The organism is Neolewinella sp., from assembly GCF_965214665.1.
Classification (GTDB): Bacteria; Bacteroidota; Bacteroidia; order Chitinophagales; family Saprospiraceae; genus Neolewinella.
The window spans coordinates 1-17,691 of the sequence record NZ_CBDCCH010000004.1 but is presented as its reverse complement, the minus strand read 5'-3'; the positions used below and the strand labels follow the sequence as shown (position 1 = coordinate 17,691).

Below are 17,691 nucleotides of genomic sequence, written 5' to 3'. Positions count from 1 at the left end.
GACGAGCAGGCCAATCTGGACTGGGCGCGCGCCATCATCACCAACGCCAAGGCCCGCCGCGTAAGTGTCTGCAACGCGCTGGACTGCCTGCTGCTACACCGTTCGCACCTAGCCGACCTGCACGACCTGCTAGCCGATCTGGCTACTACCTACCACTGCGAGGTCTACGCCGATAAGCTCGCCTACGCTCAACTCGAAGGTCATTATCCTGGCGAATTACTGCACCGCGCTACGGTAGAAGCGTTCGGCACGGAGTTCCTGCGTATGGCTCTTTCTATCAAGGTGGTCGATGACATCGATGCGGCCATCGCCCATGTGAGCCGCTACGGTAGCCGCCACAGCGAGAGCATCGTGAGCGACAACGAGATCAACCAAGCCCGTTACCTGCGCGAGATTGACGCAGCCGTAGTGTACGTCAATACCAGCACTGCCTTTACCGACGGAGGGCAGTTTGAGCTGGGGGCGGAGATCGGTATCAGCACCCAGAAGCTGCACGCGCGGGGCCCTATGGGGCTGGCGGCGCTGACGAGCTATAAGTGGCTGGTGCGGGGGGACGGGCAGGTGAGGTAGACCGGCCTTCGGCCGGGTAGAACCCTCGCTTACGCGTTCGGGTATAGACCGCGTTGCGGGTAGACCCTACGGGTTAGACTCGGCTCGCAGGCATGACATGCGGTAGCTCTACCCGCGCAGCGGTCTACCCCCAAACGCGCCAGCGAGGGGTCTACCCCAGCAAAGCTGGGTCTGCATAAGGTGCGGAGAATTTAATCGGTAGCTTTCGGCCTCCGCCGCCCAGACTACCTACTACCGAACTAAGGAATGATGCGTTTCCGCTTTACCTCCAATGCGTTGGACCTGCGCCTGGCCTTACTACTACTACTGGTCACCATGGCGGTGGGTACGGTGGGGCTGATGCTCATCGAGGGGTACACACTGATCGATGCCTTCTACATGTCGGTGATCACGATCTCGACGGTGGGCTTCGGGGAGGTGCAGCCGCTTTCCAATGCGGGGCGGCTCTTTGTGTCGGCGCTGGTGGTGTTTAATATTGGTATTGTGGCCTACGTGCTGGCGGCCTTTTCGTATTACGTTATTGACGGTAAACTCTTCGAGACCATGCAGTATAACCGGATCCAGGCGAAGATCGGGAAGATGAGCGGCCATACTATCGTGTGTGGTTACGGCAAGTACGGCCGCGAGATTGTGAGCCACCTACGGCTACATGACCACCCCTACGTAATTGTGGAGCAGAACGAGGAGAAGCTGGCCGACCTGATCGAAGAGGACGAGGATATCCTCTACGTGATCGATGATGCTACCCACGACGATGCGCTCTTCGCGGCGGGTATTGAGCGGGCCAGCTCCCTGATCACGGCGCTTAATGATGATAGCGATAACTTGTTCATCGTGCTCTCCTCCAAGGATTTGAATCCAGCTCTACGTATCGTGAGTCGCGCCAAGGAGCTACGCGGCCGCCAGAAGATGATGAAGGCCGGGGCCAGTCATGTGATCATGCCCGAGCAGATCGGCGGCTTTTACATGGCTACCTTGATCTCGAAGCCGGGGGCGGTAGAATTCTTCAGCTTCATTACCAATGAGCTCTCGGCCGACATCGGCTTCGAGGAGCTACGTTACGACCAACTGCCGGACAAATATCGTGGCAAACCTATCATGGAACTGAATCTGCGCTCTACTACCGGCGTCAATATCATCGGTCACCGGCTACAGGGCGGCAAGTACCAGGTCAATCCCGGTCCGGATACCGTACTGAGGTCCGAAGGCAGCTTCATTGTAGTCGGTAACCCGAAACAGCTCGACGACTTCCGCAGGCTCTTCCACCTGCCGGCCTGAGCGTAAAGCCGGACACCCACGCCGCCCGGGGCAGACTCGCGCATTACCGGTAAAACGGAGATGAAGCGATCGGTGCGGCGGGGTGGCCGGTACGCTAAGGAACCGCCGGGAGCCTCCATTTTGCGACTTCATATCCTGCTTTAGGTAATCTTTAACCGGCCGACGAGGCTAGCTACCTTTATGCTATGCTTCCCACTAAGCTCTTCGCCGCCCTCACCTCCCCCCACCACCGCCGCGCCCTAGGCCGCGCCATCACCCTGGTAGAAAGCAGCCGCCCCGAAGACCTAGCTCCCGCCGCGGAACTCATTGCCCTGGCCGAACGGTACACGCCGCCCCGGCCCACCTTCCGCCTCGGCATCAGCGGCACCCCCGGGGTGGGCAAATCCACCTTCATCGAGGCCTACGGGCAGGAGCTGGTCCGGCGGGGCCACCGTCTGGCCGTGCTGGCCATCGACCCTACGAGTAGTCTGAGCGGCGGCAGCATCCTGGGCGATAAGACCCGCATGGAGCTACTCACCCGCCTGCCGGAGGTGTACATCCGCCCCAGCCCGAACGCCGGGGAACTCGGTGGGGTGGGGCCGGCCAGCCGGGCGGTGGTGCTGCTGTGCGAGGCGGCGGGCTACGATTACGTCATCGTCGAGACCGTGGGGGTGGGGCAGTCGGAATGGCAGGTGCATAGCATGACGGATGCCTTCCTGCTACTTGCCCAGCCCGCAAGTGGAGATGAGCTACAGGGCATCAAGCGGGGTATTCTGGAGCTGGCCGATCACCTGGTAGTTAATAAGGCCGATAGCTTACCCAAGGAGGCACGTTTGGCGGCGGCCGAGCTGCGTCGGAGTCTGCACTTGGCCCCTGCGCGCCCGGATGGCTGGACCGTAGAAGTAGCTACCGCCAGTGCGCTGACCGGTACCGGAGTGGGGAAGGTGGCAGACCGGATGCAGCGCTACCGGGAGCAACAGCACGATCACATCCTGCAGCGGCGGGGCGAGCAGCGCGTCCTCTGGCTACGGGAGCAACTCCAACGCGAACTGCTACGAAGACTGACGGGTTACCTAGAGGCAACCGGCCTGAATAACGACCAACTCAGGTTACGGCTCGACGAACATATCACCATTCCCGCCACGGCAGATGTTATCCTGGCGGACTTTCAACAAAACAGCAATCCATGAGATCCTTTTCCACCCTGGCCGTAGTCGTAGGTATCCTGGCCATCCTGCTCATCGCGGGCTGCTCCAGCTACAACGGCTTCGTCAATTCTGAAGAGAATGTCGAACGGGTCTGGTCGGACGTAGAGACGCAGTACCAGCGCCGTGCCGACCTCATCCCCAACCTGGTCAACACCGTCAAGGGCGCCGCCGAGTTCGAGCGGGGTACGCTCACAGAGGTTACCGAGGCCCGCGCCCGCGCCACCTCCATTAACATCGACGCCGACGACCTTACCGAGGAGAATTTGGCGCAGTTCCAGGCCGCTCAGGCGCAGGTGAGTCAGGGGCTCGGTCGCCTACTGGCCACCGCCGAGGCCTACCCCCAGCTCCAATCCAACCAGCAGTTTCAGGCCCTACAGGACGAGCTAGCTGGTACCGAAAACCGCATTGCCACCGCCCGCAGCCGTTTTAACGAGGCCGCTACGGACTACAACATTAAGGTGCGGCGCTTCCCCGGTGCGCTCTTCGCCGGCGTATTCGGCTTTGACCAGAAGCCACAGTTCCAGTCCGAGGCCGGTGCGCAGAACGCCCCGACGGTCGAATTCTAGTGGTCCGTTTCTTCAACAAGGAGGAGGAGGCCACCATTGTCGCCGCTATTCAAGCTGCTGAGCTGGCTACCTCTGGAGAGATCCGGGTGCACGTAGAGGTCGGTGCCCGCAGGCCCGCCCTGGAGGTAGCTACCCGCACTTTCCGGGAGCTCGGTATGGAGAAGACCCAGGACCGCAATGGTGTGCTCATCCTCCTGGCCGTCGACCGCCGTGAGTTTGCCATCATTGGAGATGAGGGCATCAACAAGGTGGTGCCGAAAGACTTCTGGGATACGGAGCGCGACCTGATGCAACAGCACTTCAAGCAGGGGGAGTTTGCTACCGGCATCGAAAAGGTTATCGAGCAGATCGGCACCAAGCTCAAGCAGTACTTTCCCTACCAATCCGACGACGTTAACGAGCTACCCAACGCGATCAGCTACAATAAATAAGCTTGACTTACCCCGCCACATCCCCCCCGCTTTTCCGCCCCCAGCGCTGGTTGGCGGTTGTGGTGCTGTGCTTGCTCTCTATTCTGCTGGCCGCCCAGCCCGCCGTGCCCCCGAACAGCAATCAGCTAGTCAATGACTACGCTGATCTACTCACTCCTGCGGAAGAGAACCAACTGACGCAAGCCCTGAACGCCTACGCTCGCGAGACCTCGACGCAGATCGCCGTAGTCACCGAGACCTCCCTACAGGGGGAGGCTGCCTTTGATCGCAGCCTGGCCATTGCCGTAGAGTGGGGCATCGGTGGATCGGAGCAGAAGGACAACGGGGTACTAGTCTACGTGGCCAAAGACGACCGCAAGATCTTCATCCAGACCGGCTACGGTGCCGAGGGTTTCCTCAACGACGCCCGCGCCGGCCGCATCATCCGCAACATCATGACGCCGGCCTTCCGGCAGGGCAACTACTACGCTGGCATTACCGGGGCGGTGCAGGCCATCATGGACGCCGGTCGGGGCGAGTACACGGCTGATGATACTGAACCGGCCGCCACTCCGGGTATCCCGCCCATCTTCATTTTTATATTCATCTTCTTCATCTTCATGCTACTTAACCGCTTCGGCAATCGCCACGATGATGACGACGATGATGACGGTGGCTACTGGCGGGATGGCCGCTACGACGAGCGCAATCCACGGCGGCGGCGGCGGGGCGGTGGCTGGTTCATCCTGCCCGGCGGCTTCGGTGGCGGTGGCGGCGGTGGTTTTAGTGGGGGCGGCGGCTTCGGCGGCGGCGGCGGATTTGGTGGCTTCGGGGGTGGTGGTTTTGGTGGCGGGGGAGCCGGTGGGGGCTGGTAGCCGACCGTAGGTGTTGCCCTTTTAACGACTCGTTCACAGCTTTACCGGCTCTGGCGGCGTTATTTTTGTCTAGTCTCCTCAACCTTGCTGCTATGCGCTATCTACTCTTTACCGGGCTGTTTTTACTCACTACGGGTCTTTTTTCCCAGTCGGCCGCTGCCTCCACCTGGCAGGATTTGGCTAAGGTGACCTACGAAAAGAAGTACGACGAACTGCTCGGCTTTAAGGTCGACGTGCCCGTCTTCGGCGAGGACATCAGGGCCATGGCGGGTAAGACCATTGAAATCAGCGGCTACATCGTACCGGTCGAAGGCTACAAAAGCCACAATGAATTCGTCTTCAGCGCCTACCCATACAACATGTGCTTCTTTTGCGGGGGCGCAGGTCCGGAGACCGTGATGGAGGTGACCGCCACCGAGCCGGTCAAGTACAGCACCAGCCGCATCACCCTACGTGGTACCCTCACCCTGAACGATAGCAACATCAACCAGCTGATGTACCTCCTCACAGATGCCGAGCTGGTGGCGAAGTAGTTTCCCCGTCGTCCGCCGAATCCCGCGACAGCGGTTCGTCGGCCGACTTACTACCCTAAAAAGTCGGCTGACGAACTTTCTTGCGGCCTTAGCCGCAGGAAAGAATTCGGCAGACGACCGTCAAGCTTACTGCCTTGCATAGACTCCTGATCTTTTTACTTTTACTGAGTGTAGCCGCGTGCCGCAATGACTCGGCCCCCCTCTCCGAGGACGCCGCACCTGCGGCCCCGCCCGCAACCCCCCGTGACGCTAAGCCCGTCCCCAAGTTCGACCGCGACAGCGCCTACGCCTACGTCGAGCAGCAGGTTAACTTTGGCCCCCGGGTGGTGAATACCGATGCCCACCGGCAGACGAAGCAGTGGCTGGTAGAAAAGTTGGAGGCCTTCGGTGCCGAGGTGATCGAGCAGGACTTCGAGGCCCGGGCCTTTGATGGCACCAACCTGAGCTCCACCAACATCATCGCCCGCTACGCCCCCGAGTTGGAGGACCGTATTCTGCTGGCCGCGCACTGGGATACGCGCCCCTTTGCCGATAGCAAACTGGAGGATGACCCCGATGCTATCGTAAATGGTGCCGATGACGGGGCTAGCGGTGTGGGTGTGCTCCTGGAAGTAGCTCGCCAACTGGGACTGAGCACCCCCGACATTGGTGTGGATATCGTACTGCTCGATGCCGAGGACTACGGCCAGCCTAGTAATACTAACAGCTACGCCCTGGGTGCGCAATATTATTCTAAGAATATGCCCTCGCCCAAGCCCCGCTTTGGTATCTTATTGGATATGGTGGGTGCCCGCGATGCTACCTTTTTGGTGGAGGGCTATTCAGAAAAGTACGCAAAGGATGTGGTACGCAAGGTATGGCAACTAGGCGATCAGATGGGCTACGGTAACTACTATGTCAATGCACGCGGCGGGGCCATTACTGACGATCATTATTTCATCAACACTATTGCTAATATTCCGACCATCGATATTATCAATCTCCAGGAAAATAGCGACCACCGCTTCCCCGCCCACTGGCACACCGGCGACGACAACCTGGACGTGATCGATAAGCGGACGCTGCGGGCCGTGGGGCAGGTGGTGCTGGCGGTGGTGTTCCGGGAGGCTGCTGGTACTTTGTAGGGGGGCTCAACACAGAGGACGCAGAGGGGAACACTGAGGTGCACGGAGTTTGTGTTAAACCCCCTACTGAGCGGAGCGAAGTAGCGACCCCATATCCACCCGAGGCCCAATCATCCCCACCAAGTCCTCCACCCGCACGCGCACCTGCTCCAGGGTATCGCGGTCGCGCACGGTGACGGTATTATCCTCCAGGCTATCGAAATCGACCGTGATGCAGAAGGGGGTGCCCACGGCGTCCTGGCGGCGGTAGAGCTTACCGATGGAGCCGGTGTCGTCGTACTGCACCTCGAAGTGGAAGCGCAGGTCGTTAAAGATGCTTTTAGCCAGGCTGACCAGCTCGTCGTGGTTGCGTTTGAGGGGCATGATGGCGGCCTTGATGGGCGCGATCGCGGGATGCAGCGCCAGTACCGTGCGGGTGTTTTTTGGATCGTCCTGGCCGGGCACCTGCTCCTCGCGTAGGGCATGGGTGAGGGTGGCGAGGAAGAGTCGGTCCGCGCCGATGGAAGTCTCCACGACGTAGGGGACGTAACTCTCCTCCCGCTCCGGATCGAAGTACTGTAGCTTCTTGCCGCTCAGTTCCTGGTGGGCCGTGAGGTCGAAGTCGGTACGGCTATGGATGCCTTCGAGCTCCTTGAAGCCGAAGGGAAACTCGAACTGAATATCGACGGCGGCATCGGCGTAGTGGGCCAGGTTATCGTGGTCGTGGAAGCGCAGTTTTTCCCGGGGGTGCAGGGCCAGGTGCCACTTGAGGCGGGTCTCCTTCCACCGTTCGTACCACTCCTGCTGGGTGCCGGGGGCGATGAAGAACTGCATCTCCATCTGCTCGAACTCCCGCATCCGGAAGATGAACTGACGGGCTACGATCTCGTTGCGGAAGGCCTTACCGATCTGAGCGATGCCGAAGGGGAGTTTTTGCCGGGTGGTATTGCGGACGTTGGTGAAGTTGACGAAAATGCCCTGGGCGGTCTCCGGCCGGAGGTAGAGCTTGCCCTCTTCGCCAGCGATGTTGCCGAGCTGAGTGGAAAACATGAGGTTGAACTGCCGTACCTCGGTCCAGTTCTTGCTGCCGGTGTCAGGCTCGCTGATATCGAGGTCTTCGATGAGCTGGCGCAGGGCCTCCATGTCGCCGTCGGTCATGGCGGTGGCGAGCTTTTTGGCGGCGTCGTCCATCTGTCCCTGGTAGCGCAGTACGTTGGCGTTGGTGCGGCGGTACTCGGCCTCGTCGAAGGCTTCGCCGAAGCGTTTCTGGGCCTTGGCGATCTCTTTATTCAGCTTGCCCTCGACCTTATCAATGTACTCTTCGACGAGCACGTCGGCGCGGTAGCGTTTTTGCGAGTCCTTGTTGTCGATCAGCGGATCGTTGAAGGCGTCGACGTGTCCGCTGGCCTTCCAGGTTTTGGGGTGCATGAAGATGGCCGCGTCGATACCTACGATGTTATCGTGCAGCTGCACCATACTACGCCACCAGTACTCCTTGAGGTTGTTCTTGAGTAGTACGCCGTTGGGGCCGTAGTCGTAGGCAGCGGCTAGGCCGTCGTAGATCTCCGAGCTCTGGTAGATGAAGCCGTTTTCCTTGGCGTGGGCGGTGAGGGCCTTGAAGTCCATGTGGGGTTCGTTTCGGCGGGCGAAGATAGGGGGCAGGACGGGGGGACCCCGCTGGGGTCGTACATGATAGTGCACCCGCGACCCCAGCGGGGTCTCCCCGCCCTAGCCCCGAACGAAGTTCGGGGCTAGGGATTTAGCGTAAGAAGCCAAATAGCCAGAGTGGGATAGCATTACCGAAGCCTACTCCGATACCGTCTAGCGCTCGGTATCCATTAGGTAGACTTTGTAGCTGGGTATTTTTCTTGTTCGGGCCACCTACTTCGAATACGTATTCGTCGGTCTTAAAATCTCCCACTGTAGAGTAGGCAAGAGCTAATCCGGCCGTGGACAGGGCGGAGTAGAAGTAAGTCTCCCGTAAGTTTCCGGTATTGGGTGGCCTATTTGGCATGGCATACAGCAGAGTAGGGTTGTCCAGGTACACCTTTTCCGGTTTCTGGGTGCGAATGATACCCCGAAGCTCACTCGGAAGTAGACCGATAAGCCGGGCCTGATGTAAGTAGTAGAGATAGTTCTGAACGGTCGGGCGGCTTATTTCGAGTTGCTGCGCCAGTTTCGAGATATTCGGTTTGTAGGGTACATTTTCGGCGACCGCAACCAGCAGGCGTTTGATCTTTTCCGTGGTAGCTGAAGTGAGCGAGAAGATTGGTGGAAGGTCGGTGTCGATCACCGTAGTAGCGGCATCAGCTACCTGTCGGAGATAAGTTTCCGGACTCGCGGGCCGGTAGGGATAGTATCCGTCTTTCCAGTATTCGATAAGCAAACGCTGTGGCTCTAGGCCGTCCTCAGTTATACTCCACGCAATGTCCTGATGATGGGTAATAATCTCAGTGAGGGAGTGAGACACTGCTATATCTGCGGGTAGGTAGTCTCTCCAGATCAGGTACTCCCTGAACGAAAGACCGTACATATCGTACATGACCGCCCGCCGGCTTAGATCGCCCTTTGCGCGCGAAAGTTCGATGATAGATGAGCTGGTAAAACGAACCAGAAGGTCATCGAACTTATCGTAGATTAGTTTAAGTTCTACCGACCAATCGGGATAGCGGTGTACTTCATCAAGTAGTAAAACCTGTCCTCCCTGGTCACGAAATTCCCGGGCAAAGTCAATAAGGGTCTGCTGGCGGAAAAGTAAGTCATCGAGACTGATGTACAGCACATTGCCAAGCCCTACTCTTGCCGCTTCTTCCTTGCCGTGCTGTAGCAGGAGCGTAGTCTTGCCCACGCCCCGGGCTCCCCGCAGTCCGATTAGCCGGTCCGTCCAGGCAATCTGCTGAAGCAGCGGACGGCGGATAGCAGTAGGCACCCTAGTAATAAGTCGTTGAGATTCCTGTTGAACTATCGAAGATGGCATAAATATGTACAATTGACTTTACAAAAGTACGGCAATTTTGTAAAATGAGATGTACAGTTCGACCAAATCTGCACCTGCGGCCCCGCCCACATGTTTCCTACGTTACGTCGCTAACAACTACCTTACGGCTACACTATACCACCATGGGAGAGGAAAGAGTTAACGTGCCCACCACCGACAGCCGGTCGGCCTTCACGCATCACCTGCTACAGGATGTGCAGGCGCTGGAGTATATGCTCAAGCACGAATGGTTCGAGACCGATACCATACGCATTGGGGCGGAGCAGGAGCTCTGCCTGGTAGATAAAAAAACGCTGAAGCCGACGCCGAAGAATATGGCCGTGCTCAAGCGGCTGAAGGAGTACCCCTGGGTCACCACCGAGATTGCCCGTTTTAACCTGGAGTGCAACTTCACCCCCCAGGTCTTCACCGGTGATGCCCTGCGCAAGATGGAGGAGGAGAATAGGTACCAGCTCGGTATCGTCAAGGCAGCCGCTAAGGCCAGCAACTCCCACATCGTGCTCACCGGTATCCTGCCTACCCTGCGCAAATTCGACCTCAGCCTGGAGAACCTGACGCCTAAGCCGCGCTACCTGGCCCTGATCGAGGCTATCAAGGCACAGCAAAAAAACGAGCGCGGCTTCGAGCTCAACCTGCACGGCATCGACGAGCTGCACATCCACCACGATAGTCCCCTGCTGGAGGCCTGCAATACCAGCTACCAAGTACACCTGCAGGTGACTCCCCAGACCTTCGTGCCGATGTATAATATCGCCCAGGCCGTGGCCGCTCCCATCCTGGCCATGGCAGCCAATAGTCCCCTTGTATTTGGTAAACGGCTCTGGCACGAATCGCGCATCGCCCTGTTCCAACAGTCGCTCGACGTGCGCACCAGCAAGGAGCACATGCGCACGAGTGAGCCCCGGGTGAGCTTCGGCACCCAATGGCTGGATAAGTCGATCATGGAGATCTATAAGGAGGACATTGCCCGCTTCCGCGTCCTGCTCGGTACCGAGGTCGATGAGGATAGCCTGGAGCTGATCGGCCAGCGGAAGATCCCGAAACTACGCGCCCTCCAAGTGCACAACGGAACCGTCTACCGCTGGAACCGCCCCTGCTACGGCATCAGTGACAACGGTATGCCCCACCTACGCATCGAGAACCGGGTACTGCCCTCCGGCCCCACCGTACTAGACCAGATGGCCAACGCCGCCTTCTGGCTGGGATTGATGATCGGCATGGCGCACGAGTTCAGGGATATCCGTGAGCACCTCAGCTTCGCCGACGTGAAGGACAACTTCTCGAAGGCCGCTAAATTTGGAATCGACAGCCAGTTTACCTGGTTCGGTAACCGCAAGGTCACCTGCCGGGAGCTGGTCCTACAAGAGCTCATCCCCCTGGCCTACCAGGGGCTTAAATCGCAGGGCATCGATCAGCCAGACATCGAACGTTACCTCAGCGTCATCCAGGGCCGCGCCGAGGTGCACCAGAACGGGGCCCGCTGGCTGCTCAAGTCCTTCACTCAGCTCACCGAGCGGGTCAACCGCGACGAGGCCGTCACCATCCTTACCTCCCAGATGGTCAAGTGCCAGATGGTGGACGATCCGGTACACAAGTGGCCCATCCCCTCCGAAGAGGACCTCAAGCAGTACCGCCCGGTGGGCCTGCGCGTGGAGGAGTTCATGGAAACCGACCTGTTCACCGTGCGCGAAAGCGACCTGTTGGAGCTCGTCGGCGACCTCATGGACTGGCGCAAGCTCCGCTACCTCCCCGTCGAGGACGAGAACGGCCACCTCTGTGGGCTCATCACCACCCGCAAGCTCCTGCGCTACTACATCAAGCGCGGCCGCATCAACAACGAGATGAATGACTATAAGACCGTAGGTGACCTGATGATCTCGGCCCCCACCACCGTCAGCCCCCAGACCACCATTAAAGAGGCCATGCACACCATGCGCGGCTGCAAGCTCGGCTGCCTGCCGGTGGTAAAAGATAATGAGCTGGTAGGCATCATCACGGAGATGGACTTTCTCCGCGTGGCCGGCCGCCTCATTGAGCGGCTTAAATAAATTTACCATTCACCGTTTACGATGTACCATGTACCATTTGCGGACCAACTCAGTTGCCCTCACCTCAGTAGTACATTGACGAGCGACAGCGAGCATCCACACAAATGGTAAATGGTACTTGGTAAATTAGAAATCGTAAATCTCCATGTCCCACACCCCCAGACTAACCCCCATGAACGACAAGGTCACCCTGTTGTCCATGACCAAGAGCATGTACCTCTCTGAGCAGATCGCCGAGGCATATGGCCACGCGCTGGGACAGTTTCGGGTAGCGCACTTTAGCGACGGGGAGATGCAGCCCATCATCGAAGAGAGCGTGCGGGGCGAGTATGTGTTTATCATCGGCAGCACCTTTCAGCCCAGTGATAACCTGATGGAGCTGCTGCTGACCATTGATGCGGCACGTAGGGCTTCGGCGGGCTACGTCTGTGCGGTGATCCCCTACTTCGGCTACGCCCGCCAGGACCGCAAAGACCGCCCCCGCGTACCCATCAGCGCCAAGCTCATCGCCAACCTGCTGGAGGCCGCCGGGGTGGACCGTATCATGACGCTCGATTTTCACGCCGATCAGATTCAGGGCTTTTTCGACATCCCGGTAGACCACCTGCAGAGCCAGGCTATTTTCATCCCCTACTTCCGGGAGCAGGATATGAGCAACGTGATCTTTGCCAGTCCGGATATGGGGGGGGTGAAGCGGGCGCGGGCCTACGCGAAGTACTTCGAGCGTGAATTGGCGATTTGTGACAAGTACCGCAAGCGCGCCAATGAGATCGCCGGCATGACGCTGATCGGTGACGTGGCGGGTGGCGACGTGATCTTGGTCGATGACCTGGTCGATACTGCTGGCACCCTCTGTCGCGCCGCCGACCTGATCATGGAAAAGGGCGCTCGCTCGGTACGCGCCATCGCTACCCACCCCATACTTAGCGGTAACGCCTACGAGAATATCGAGAACAGTCAGCTGCAGGAGCTCATCGTGTCCGACACCATTCCGCTGAAGCAGGAGAGCGCTAAGATCAAGGTGCTGGGTGCGGCCGACCTGTTTGCCACCGCCATTCGGAATACCCACGATAACGCTAGCATCTCTGCCCTGTTTGTCAACTAGCGGCGGTGCTAGTTTGTCTTCTAAAGGTTCGATGGCTCACCGCAAATTATACGATTACAACGCTGGTTTCCGCACCGAGCTCGCCCGCCTAAACGAAGGCCAACGCGCCGCCGTAGACACCATCGAGGGCCCCGTCATGGTGCTGGCCGGCCCGGGTACCGGCAAGACCCACCTGCTGGCCGCCCGCATCGGCAACATCTTACTGGAAACCGACGCCGGTGCCCATAACATTCTCTGCCTCACCTTTACGGATGCCGGGGTGAAGGCTATGCGGCAGCGGCTGCTGAAGTTCATCGGACCGGAGGCGCACCGGGTGGGTATTTATACCTTCCACAGCTTCTGCAGTAACGTGATCCAGCAGAACCTGCACTACTTCGGCCGGCCCGGGTTGGAACCCCTATCCGAGCTAGAGCGCATCCGCATCATCCGCGGTCTCATGGACCAGCTGCCGCAGACCGATGCCCTACGCCTGGGCTACCACGAGGCCTATCACTACGAGGACCACCTACAGGACCTCTTCGCCCAAATGAAGGCCGAGAACTGGACGGAGGACGAGCTGCAGCAGCGCATCAAGACCTACGTCGATGGCCTAGAAACCCACCCCGACTTTACCTACCAGCGCAAGTACAAGGACAAGCAGAAGGGCGACCCCCACACCGGTAAAATTGCCGAGGAACGGCTGCGGATGGACAAGCTCGCCAGCGCCGTCTCGCTCTTTCCCAAGTACCAGGAGGCCCTCCGGAAGCAGCGGCGCTACGACTACGGCGACATGATCGGCTGGGTACTGCGTGCGTTTCACGATCACCCCAGCCTGCTGCTGAGCTACCAGGAGCGGTACCGTTATCTGCTCATTGATGAGTTTCAGGACACCAACGGCAGTCAGGACCGCATCATTCGCCACCTCACGGAGTACTGGGATAAACCCAACGTCTTCATCGTGGGCGATGACGACCAGGCCATCTACGAGTTTCAGGGGGCGCGGCTCAACGCCATGGTCGACTTCCACCACCGCTACGCCCGCGACCTCACCATCGTCACCCTCAACGAGAATTACCGTAGTACCCAACCCATTCTGGACGGTGCCGGTGCCCTCATCGACCGCAACACCCTCCGTATCGGCGACCGTCTGCCCCAGCACCAGATCGACAAGCGCCTCAGGAGCAACCAGGAGGGCGGGGCCGCAGGTGCAACCTACCTGACCTTCACCGATCACCGCCAGGAGACCGGTTACCTGGTAGGCCAGCTCAAGCACTGGCACGACGCGGGAGTGCCCTGGTCCGAGATAGCCGTGATCTACGCCAAGCACAGCCAGGCCGATCTGCTGCGCCACCTGCTGGAGCGAGCCGGTATCCCCTACCGCAGTAAGCGCCGTCCGAACGTGCTCGACGGCCGCCCCGTAAGACAATTGCGCGAGTTGCTCCGGTACCTGCAGTCAGAGCAGGAGCGGCCGGGGACGGGGGAGCACTTACTTTTCAGGGTACTGCACTTCCGCTGCTTTGGCCTTTCTCCACACGATCTTTCCCTGCTCAACCTCGGCCGCCTCGATACGCTCGACCGCGAGGGTCGTCTACCCAGTTGGCGGGAGTATCTGCGGGCCGACGCACTCTATCCCTATGGACTGGAGGCTCCCGCCGACCCCCGCCGCGTGGCTGACTGGCTGGAAGAGGCCATCGGACTCATTGGTAGCCTGCCCCTGCCGGAGTACATCGAGTGGGTATTGAACGGCTCCGGACTGCTGGCCTCCGTGCTGCGCGATCCGAACCGCGCCGAGCTGCTCCAGCACGTAGCCACCTTTACGGACTTCGTGCTGCGCGAGATTGCCCGCCGCCCCCGGCTTACGCTCACCGACCTGCTCGACACGCTGGGGCAGATGGACGGTAACCGCATCGCCCTGCCGCTGCGGTCCCACCTCGACCAGGCCGACGCCGTACTATTGGTTACTGCCCACAGTGCCAAGGGCCTCGAGTTTGAAAAGGTGTGGATGCTCGACTGTTCCGAGAAAGCCTGGGGACCGGGCGGGGGTGGCCGCTCCCAAAACCGCTTCAAGCTACCGGACACCCTCACCTACGCCGGTACCGAAGATGAGGAGGAAGCCCGCCGCCGGCTGTTCTTCGTGGCCCTGACCCGTGCCCGCTCCGGCGTAATTCTCTCCTGCGCCGAGCTCAGCGCCAAGGACAAGATGCAGCAGCAGGTCGCTTTCGTCGACGAGCTCATCGAGGCGGGTGGGGTGGAGGTGCGGGAGGCCAACCTGGATGCCGGCACCCTGGCCGAGCTGGCCTACCTACAGCTCCAACCCAAGGAAAAAGCCCGCTTCCCCGTGCTGGAGCGTTCGGCCGTTGCCGAGCTACTAGAAGATTTCCGCCTCAGCGTCAGTGCACTCTACGCCTACCTCGACTGCCCGCTCCGCTTTTACTATGAGAAGCTCCTACGCGTACCCGACCGCGAGCGGGAGCGGACGCTCTACGGCTCGGCGCTTCACGAGGCCCTGCAAAACTACTTCTTGCGCATGAAGCGGGATCCGGCGCAGGTGTTTCCGAGCAAAGAAGAGCTGATCTATAACTTCGAGATCGCCCTGGCCCAGCGCCGCGGACAGCTCAGTACCCGTGGCTACCACAACCGCCTGGAGCGCGGCCGCCGCGAGCTTGGCACCTACTACGACCGCTACCATAAATCATGGGTGCACGACGTAGAGATCGAATACCTCATCCGCAACGCCGAGGTCGACGGCATCCCCCTGACCGGTATCATCGACCGCGTCGACGTGATCAGCGATGCTTACGTGCGGGTAGTCGACTACAAAACCAGTACCAGTGGGGGGAATAAACTGCGCCGCCCCACCGACCGCAATCCCCACGGCGGCGACTACTGGCGGCAGCTTACCTTCTACAAATTGCTGTACGATAACCGGCCCGGTACCATCCGCCGGGTGCGGGAGGGGCGCATCAGCTACCTGCTCACCGATCCCAACGGCGAACAGCCGGAGGAGCGACTGGAGCTCAATCAGCAGGACACGGATGCGCTGCGTAAAATCTTACGGGAAACCTGGGAAGCCATCCAGGAGCAGCAGTTCGACGGCTGCGGCAAGCCGGACTGCGCCTGGTGCCGCTTCGTACAGGACCTAACGGATGAGGTGCCGCTGGAGCGGACGGAGGAGGTGTACGGGCTGGATGATGCAACGTAGTTGTGGCTTTAGCCGCACTACTCCAGGTAAAACGTGTAGTTACAAGAACGGATTCTCCCGCCGCTCCTCCCCAATCGTCGTACTCGGCCCGTGGCCGGGATACACCACCGTCTCATTCGGCAGCGGCATGAGTTTAGTCAGAATGCTACCAATGAGCGTATCGTGATCGCCGAGCGGTAAGTCCGTGCGGCCGATGGAGCGCCGGAAGAGCACATCGCCGGCGATGACGTAGCCCTCCGCGGCATTATGAAAACAGAGACTTCCCGGCGAGTGCCCCGGACAAAACAACACCGCGAAGGTGTTCTGGCCAAGCATCACGGTATCTCCTTCGTGAATGAAGTAATCGGGAGCCGGCGAGGGCACCATCGGCGGCATCCCGTAGGCTTGCACGAACATTGGTGCAGCCTCCAGGATCTGCTGTTCCAGGGGGTGGATACCCAGTTCCAGACCGTACCGCTCGACGACAAAGGCGTTGCCGAATACGTGGTCGAAGTGGCAGTGGGTATCGATCAACTGCACCGGTTTGAGGTCCAGCCGATCAATGGCCGCTACCAACTCCCGCTCTTCCTCCGGGGTGTAGCAGCCGGGGTCGAAGACGATCGTCTCCCGCGTCTCCGTATCGTAGACCAGGTAGGTGTTCTCCTGTACGGGGTTCTGGGTGAGGGAGGTGACGCTTGTGGGCAAGGGTTAACTATTCATCGTAGCCAGGAACTCCTCATTACTCGTCGTATTCTTCATGTGGCGCATGAGGAACTGGAAGGCCTCCTCGGGCTTCATGTCGGCCAGGTGGTTACGGAGGATGAACATGCGCTGCAGCACATCGCGTCCGAGCAACAGGTCATCGCGACGGGTACTGGAGCGGGTGAAGTCGATGCTGGGGTACATGCGCTTGTTGGCCAGCTGGCGGTCGAGCTGTAGTTCCATGTTACCCGTACCCTTGAACTCCTCGAAGATGACCTCGTCCATCCGCGAGCCGGTATCGATGAGGGCCGTGGCCAGGATGGTCAGCGAGCCGCCGCCGTCGATGTTACGCGCCGCACCGAAGAACTTCTTGGGCTTCTGCAGGGCATTGGCCTCGACACCACCGGAGAGCACCTTGCCGGAGCTGGGCTGGACGGTGTTGTAGGCGCGGGCCAGGCGGGTGATGGAGTCGAGCAGGATACAGACGTCGTGGCCGGATTCGACCAGACGCTTCGATTTTTCTAGGACGACGTTGGCGACACGGACGTGGTTCTCGGCCGGCTCGTCGAAGGTGGAGCTGATGACCTCGGCCTTCACGCTGCGCTTCATGTCGGTGACCTCCTCCGGGCGCTCGTCAACCAGTAGGACGATGAGGTACACCTCGGGGTGATTGCGGGCAATGGCGTTGGCTACGTCTTTGAGCAGGAAGGTCTTACCCGACTTAGGCTGGGAGACGATCAGGCCCCGCTGCCCCTTACCCAGGGGGGCGAAGAGATCGAACAGCCGCATACCGTAATCGCGGCCCGTAGCCGATCCCGAAAGCGTGAATTTCTCGGTGGGGAACTGGGCGGTCAGGTAATCGAAGGGCACCCGGTCGCGGATATCCTTGGGGTCGAAGCCATTAATTTTTTCGACATCGAGCAGGGCGAAGTACTTCTCACCCTCCTTGGGGGGCTTGACGGGGCCCTTGACGGTATCGCCGGTACGCAGTCCGAACGACTTGACCTGCTGCTGGCTGACGTAGACGTCGTCCGGGCTGGTCGTGTAGTTATAGTCGGGCGAACGCAGGAAGCCGTAGCCATCGGGCATCATCTCCAGGATGCCGGTGGTACTGATCAATCCGTCGAGCTTGTACTCGGGCTGACCACGGCGGTTG

At 59.7% G+C, this 17,691-nt stretch carries 14 protein-coding genes and 1 pseudogene; 11 read left to right on the top strand and 4 right to left on the bottom strand.

What is annotated here, in order from left to right; translation table 11 throughout:
• From ACOOHD_RS00320 to ACOOHD_RS00285, 8 genes and pseudogenes are all read left to right on the top strand, one after another.
• Positions 1-570: pseudogene (locus ACOOHD_RS00320) on the top strand (gamma-glutamyl-phosphate reductase); the annotation flags it as partial.
• Positions 571-816: 246 nt separating this feature from the next.
• The gene (locus ACOOHD_RS00315) at positions 817-1,848 is read left to right on the top strand and encodes a potassium channel family protein (RefSeq protein WP_420457707.1); all 1,032 of its coding nucleotides are present in this window, start codon (positions 817-819) and stop codon (positions 1,846-1,848) included.
• Positions 1,849-2,033: 185 nt separating this feature from the next.
• Positions 2,034-3,017: a methylmalonyl Co-A mutase-associated GTPase MeaB gene (gene meaB / locus ACOOHD_RS00310; protein WP_420457706.1), complete on the top strand. Its 984-nt coding sequence runs from the start codon at positions 2,034-2,036 to the stop codon at positions 3,015-3,017.
• Positions 3,014-3,601, top strand: a complete 588-nt coding sequence (locus ACOOHD_RS00305) for a LemA family protein (protein ID WP_420457705.1) — start codon at positions 3,014-3,016, stop codon at positions 3,599-3,601. The genes meaB and ACOOHD_RS00305 overlap by 4 nt, the downstream gene beginning before the upstream one ends.
• On the top strand, positions 3,601-4,032 hold the full coding sequence (locus ACOOHD_RS00300) for a TPM domain-containing protein (protein WP_420457704.1): 432 nt from the start codon (positions 3,601-3,603) through the stop codon (positions 4,030-4,032). The genes ACOOHD_RS00305 and ACOOHD_RS00300 overlap by 1 nt, the downstream gene beginning before the upstream one ends.
• A gap of 2 nt (positions 4,033-4,034) precedes the next feature.
• Positions 4,035-4,886 (top strand): TPM domain-containing protein, encoded by an 852-nt coding sequence (locus ACOOHD_RS00295; RefSeq protein WP_420457703.1) that lies wholly within the window; start codon positions 4,035-4,037, stop codon positions 4,884-4,886.
• 92 nt (positions 4,887-4,978) lie between these two features.
• The gene (locus tag ACOOHD_RS00290) at positions 4,979-5,419 is read left to right on the top strand and encodes a hypothetical protein (protein ID WP_420457702.1); all 441 of its coding nucleotides are present in this window, start codon (positions 4,979-4,981) and stop codon (positions 5,417-5,419) included.
• A 134-nt stretch (positions 5,420-5,553) separates the two neighbouring features.
• On the top strand, positions 5,554-6,543 hold the full coding sequence (locus tag ACOOHD_RS00285) for a M28 family peptidase (protein WP_420457701.1): 990 nt from the start codon (positions 5,554-5,556) through the stop codon (positions 6,541-6,543).
• A gap of 63 nt (positions 6,544-6,606) precedes the next feature.
• On the opposite strand, the gene ACOOHD_RS00280 is transcribed toward ACOOHD_RS00285, so the two are convergent.
• The gene (locus ACOOHD_RS00280) at positions 6,607-8,148 is read right to left on the bottom strand and encodes a glycine--tRNA ligase (RefSeq protein WP_420457700.1); all 1,542 of its coding nucleotides are present in this window, start codon (positions 8,146-8,148) and stop codon (positions 6,607-6,609) included.
• 133 nt (positions 8,149-8,281) lie between these two features.
• Complete coding sequence (locus ACOOHD_RS00275; protein WP_420457699.1) at positions 8,282-9,451, bottom strand: ATP-binding protein; 1,170 nt, start codon at positions 9,449-9,451, stop codon at positions 8,282-8,284.
• 191 nt (positions 9,452-9,642) lie between these two features.
• On the opposite strand from ACOOHD_RS00275, the gene ACOOHD_RS00270 reads away from it, so the two are divergent.
• From ACOOHD_RS00270 to ACOOHD_RS00260, 3 genes are all read left to right on the top strand, one after another.
• A complete protein-coding gene (locus ACOOHD_RS00270; RefSeq protein ID WP_420457698.1) occupies positions 9,643-11,568 on the top strand; it encodes a CBS domain-containing protein in 1,926 nt (641 codons plus the stop codon).
• Positions 11,569-11,713: 145 nt separating this feature from the next.
• Positions 11,714-12,673: a ribose-phosphate pyrophosphokinase gene (locus tag ACOOHD_RS00265; RefSeq protein ID WP_420457697.1), complete on the top strand. Its 960-nt coding sequence runs from the start codon at positions 11,714-11,716 to the stop codon at positions 12,671-12,673.
• A gap of 31 nt (positions 12,674-12,704) precedes the next feature.
• Positions 12,705-15,854 carry an ATP-dependent DNA helicase gene (locus tag ACOOHD_RS00260; RefSeq protein WP_420457696.1) on the top strand — a complete coding sequence of 1,050 codons (3,150 nt, stop codon included), beginning with the start codon at positions 12,705-12,707 and terminating at the stop codon, positions 15,852-15,854.
• Positions 15,855-15,893: 39 nt separating this feature from the next.
• Here ACOOHD_RS00260 and ACOOHD_RS00255 read toward each other — a convergent pair whose 3' ends face one another.
• Both ACOOHD_RS00255 and rho read right to left on the bottom strand, forming a co-directional pair.
• Positions 15,894-16,538, bottom strand: coding sequence for an MBL fold metallo-hydrolase (locus tag ACOOHD_RS00255; RefSeq protein ID WP_420457695.1), 645 nt, complete (start codon positions 16,536-16,538; stop codon positions 15,894-15,896).
• Between the two features lie 3 nt (positions 16,539-16,541).
• On the bottom strand, positions 16,542-17,691 hold a 1,150-nt coding region (gene rho / locus ACOOHD_RS00250), incomplete at its 5' end, for a transcription termination factor Rho (RefSeq protein WP_420457694.1).

Coding starts and splice junctions, on each gene's coding strand:
- ACOOHD_RS00315 (WP_420457707.1), top strand. CDS start 817: ATGATGCGTTTCCGCTTTACCTCCAATGCGTTGGACCTGCGCCTGGCC.
- meaB (WP_420457706.1), top strand. CDS start 2,034: ATGCTTCCCACTAAGCTCTTCGCCGCCCTCACCTCCCCCCACCACCGC.
- ACOOHD_RS00305 (WP_420457705.1), top strand. CDS start 3,014: ATGAGATCCTTTTCCACCCTGGCCGTAGTCGTAGGTATCCTGGCCATC.
- ACOOHD_RS00290 (WP_420457702.1), top strand. CDS start 4,979: ATGCGCTATCTACTCTTTACCGGGCTGTTTTTACTCACTACGGGTCTT.
- ACOOHD_RS00280 (WP_420457700.1), bottom strand. CDS start 8,148: ATGGACTTCAAGGCCCTCACCGCCCACGCCAAGGAAAACGGCTTCATC.
- ACOOHD_RS00270 (WP_420457698.1), top strand. CDS start 9,643: ATGGGAGAGGAAAGAGTTAACGTGCCCACCACCGACAGCCGGTCGGCC.
- ACOOHD_RS00265 (WP_420457697.1), top strand. CDS start 11,714: ATGTCCCACACCCCCAGACTAACCCCCATGAACGACAAGGTCACCCTG.
- ACOOHD_RS00260 (WP_420457696.1), top strand. CDS start 12,705: ATGGCTCACCGCAAATTATACGATTACAACGCTGGTTTCCGCACCGAG.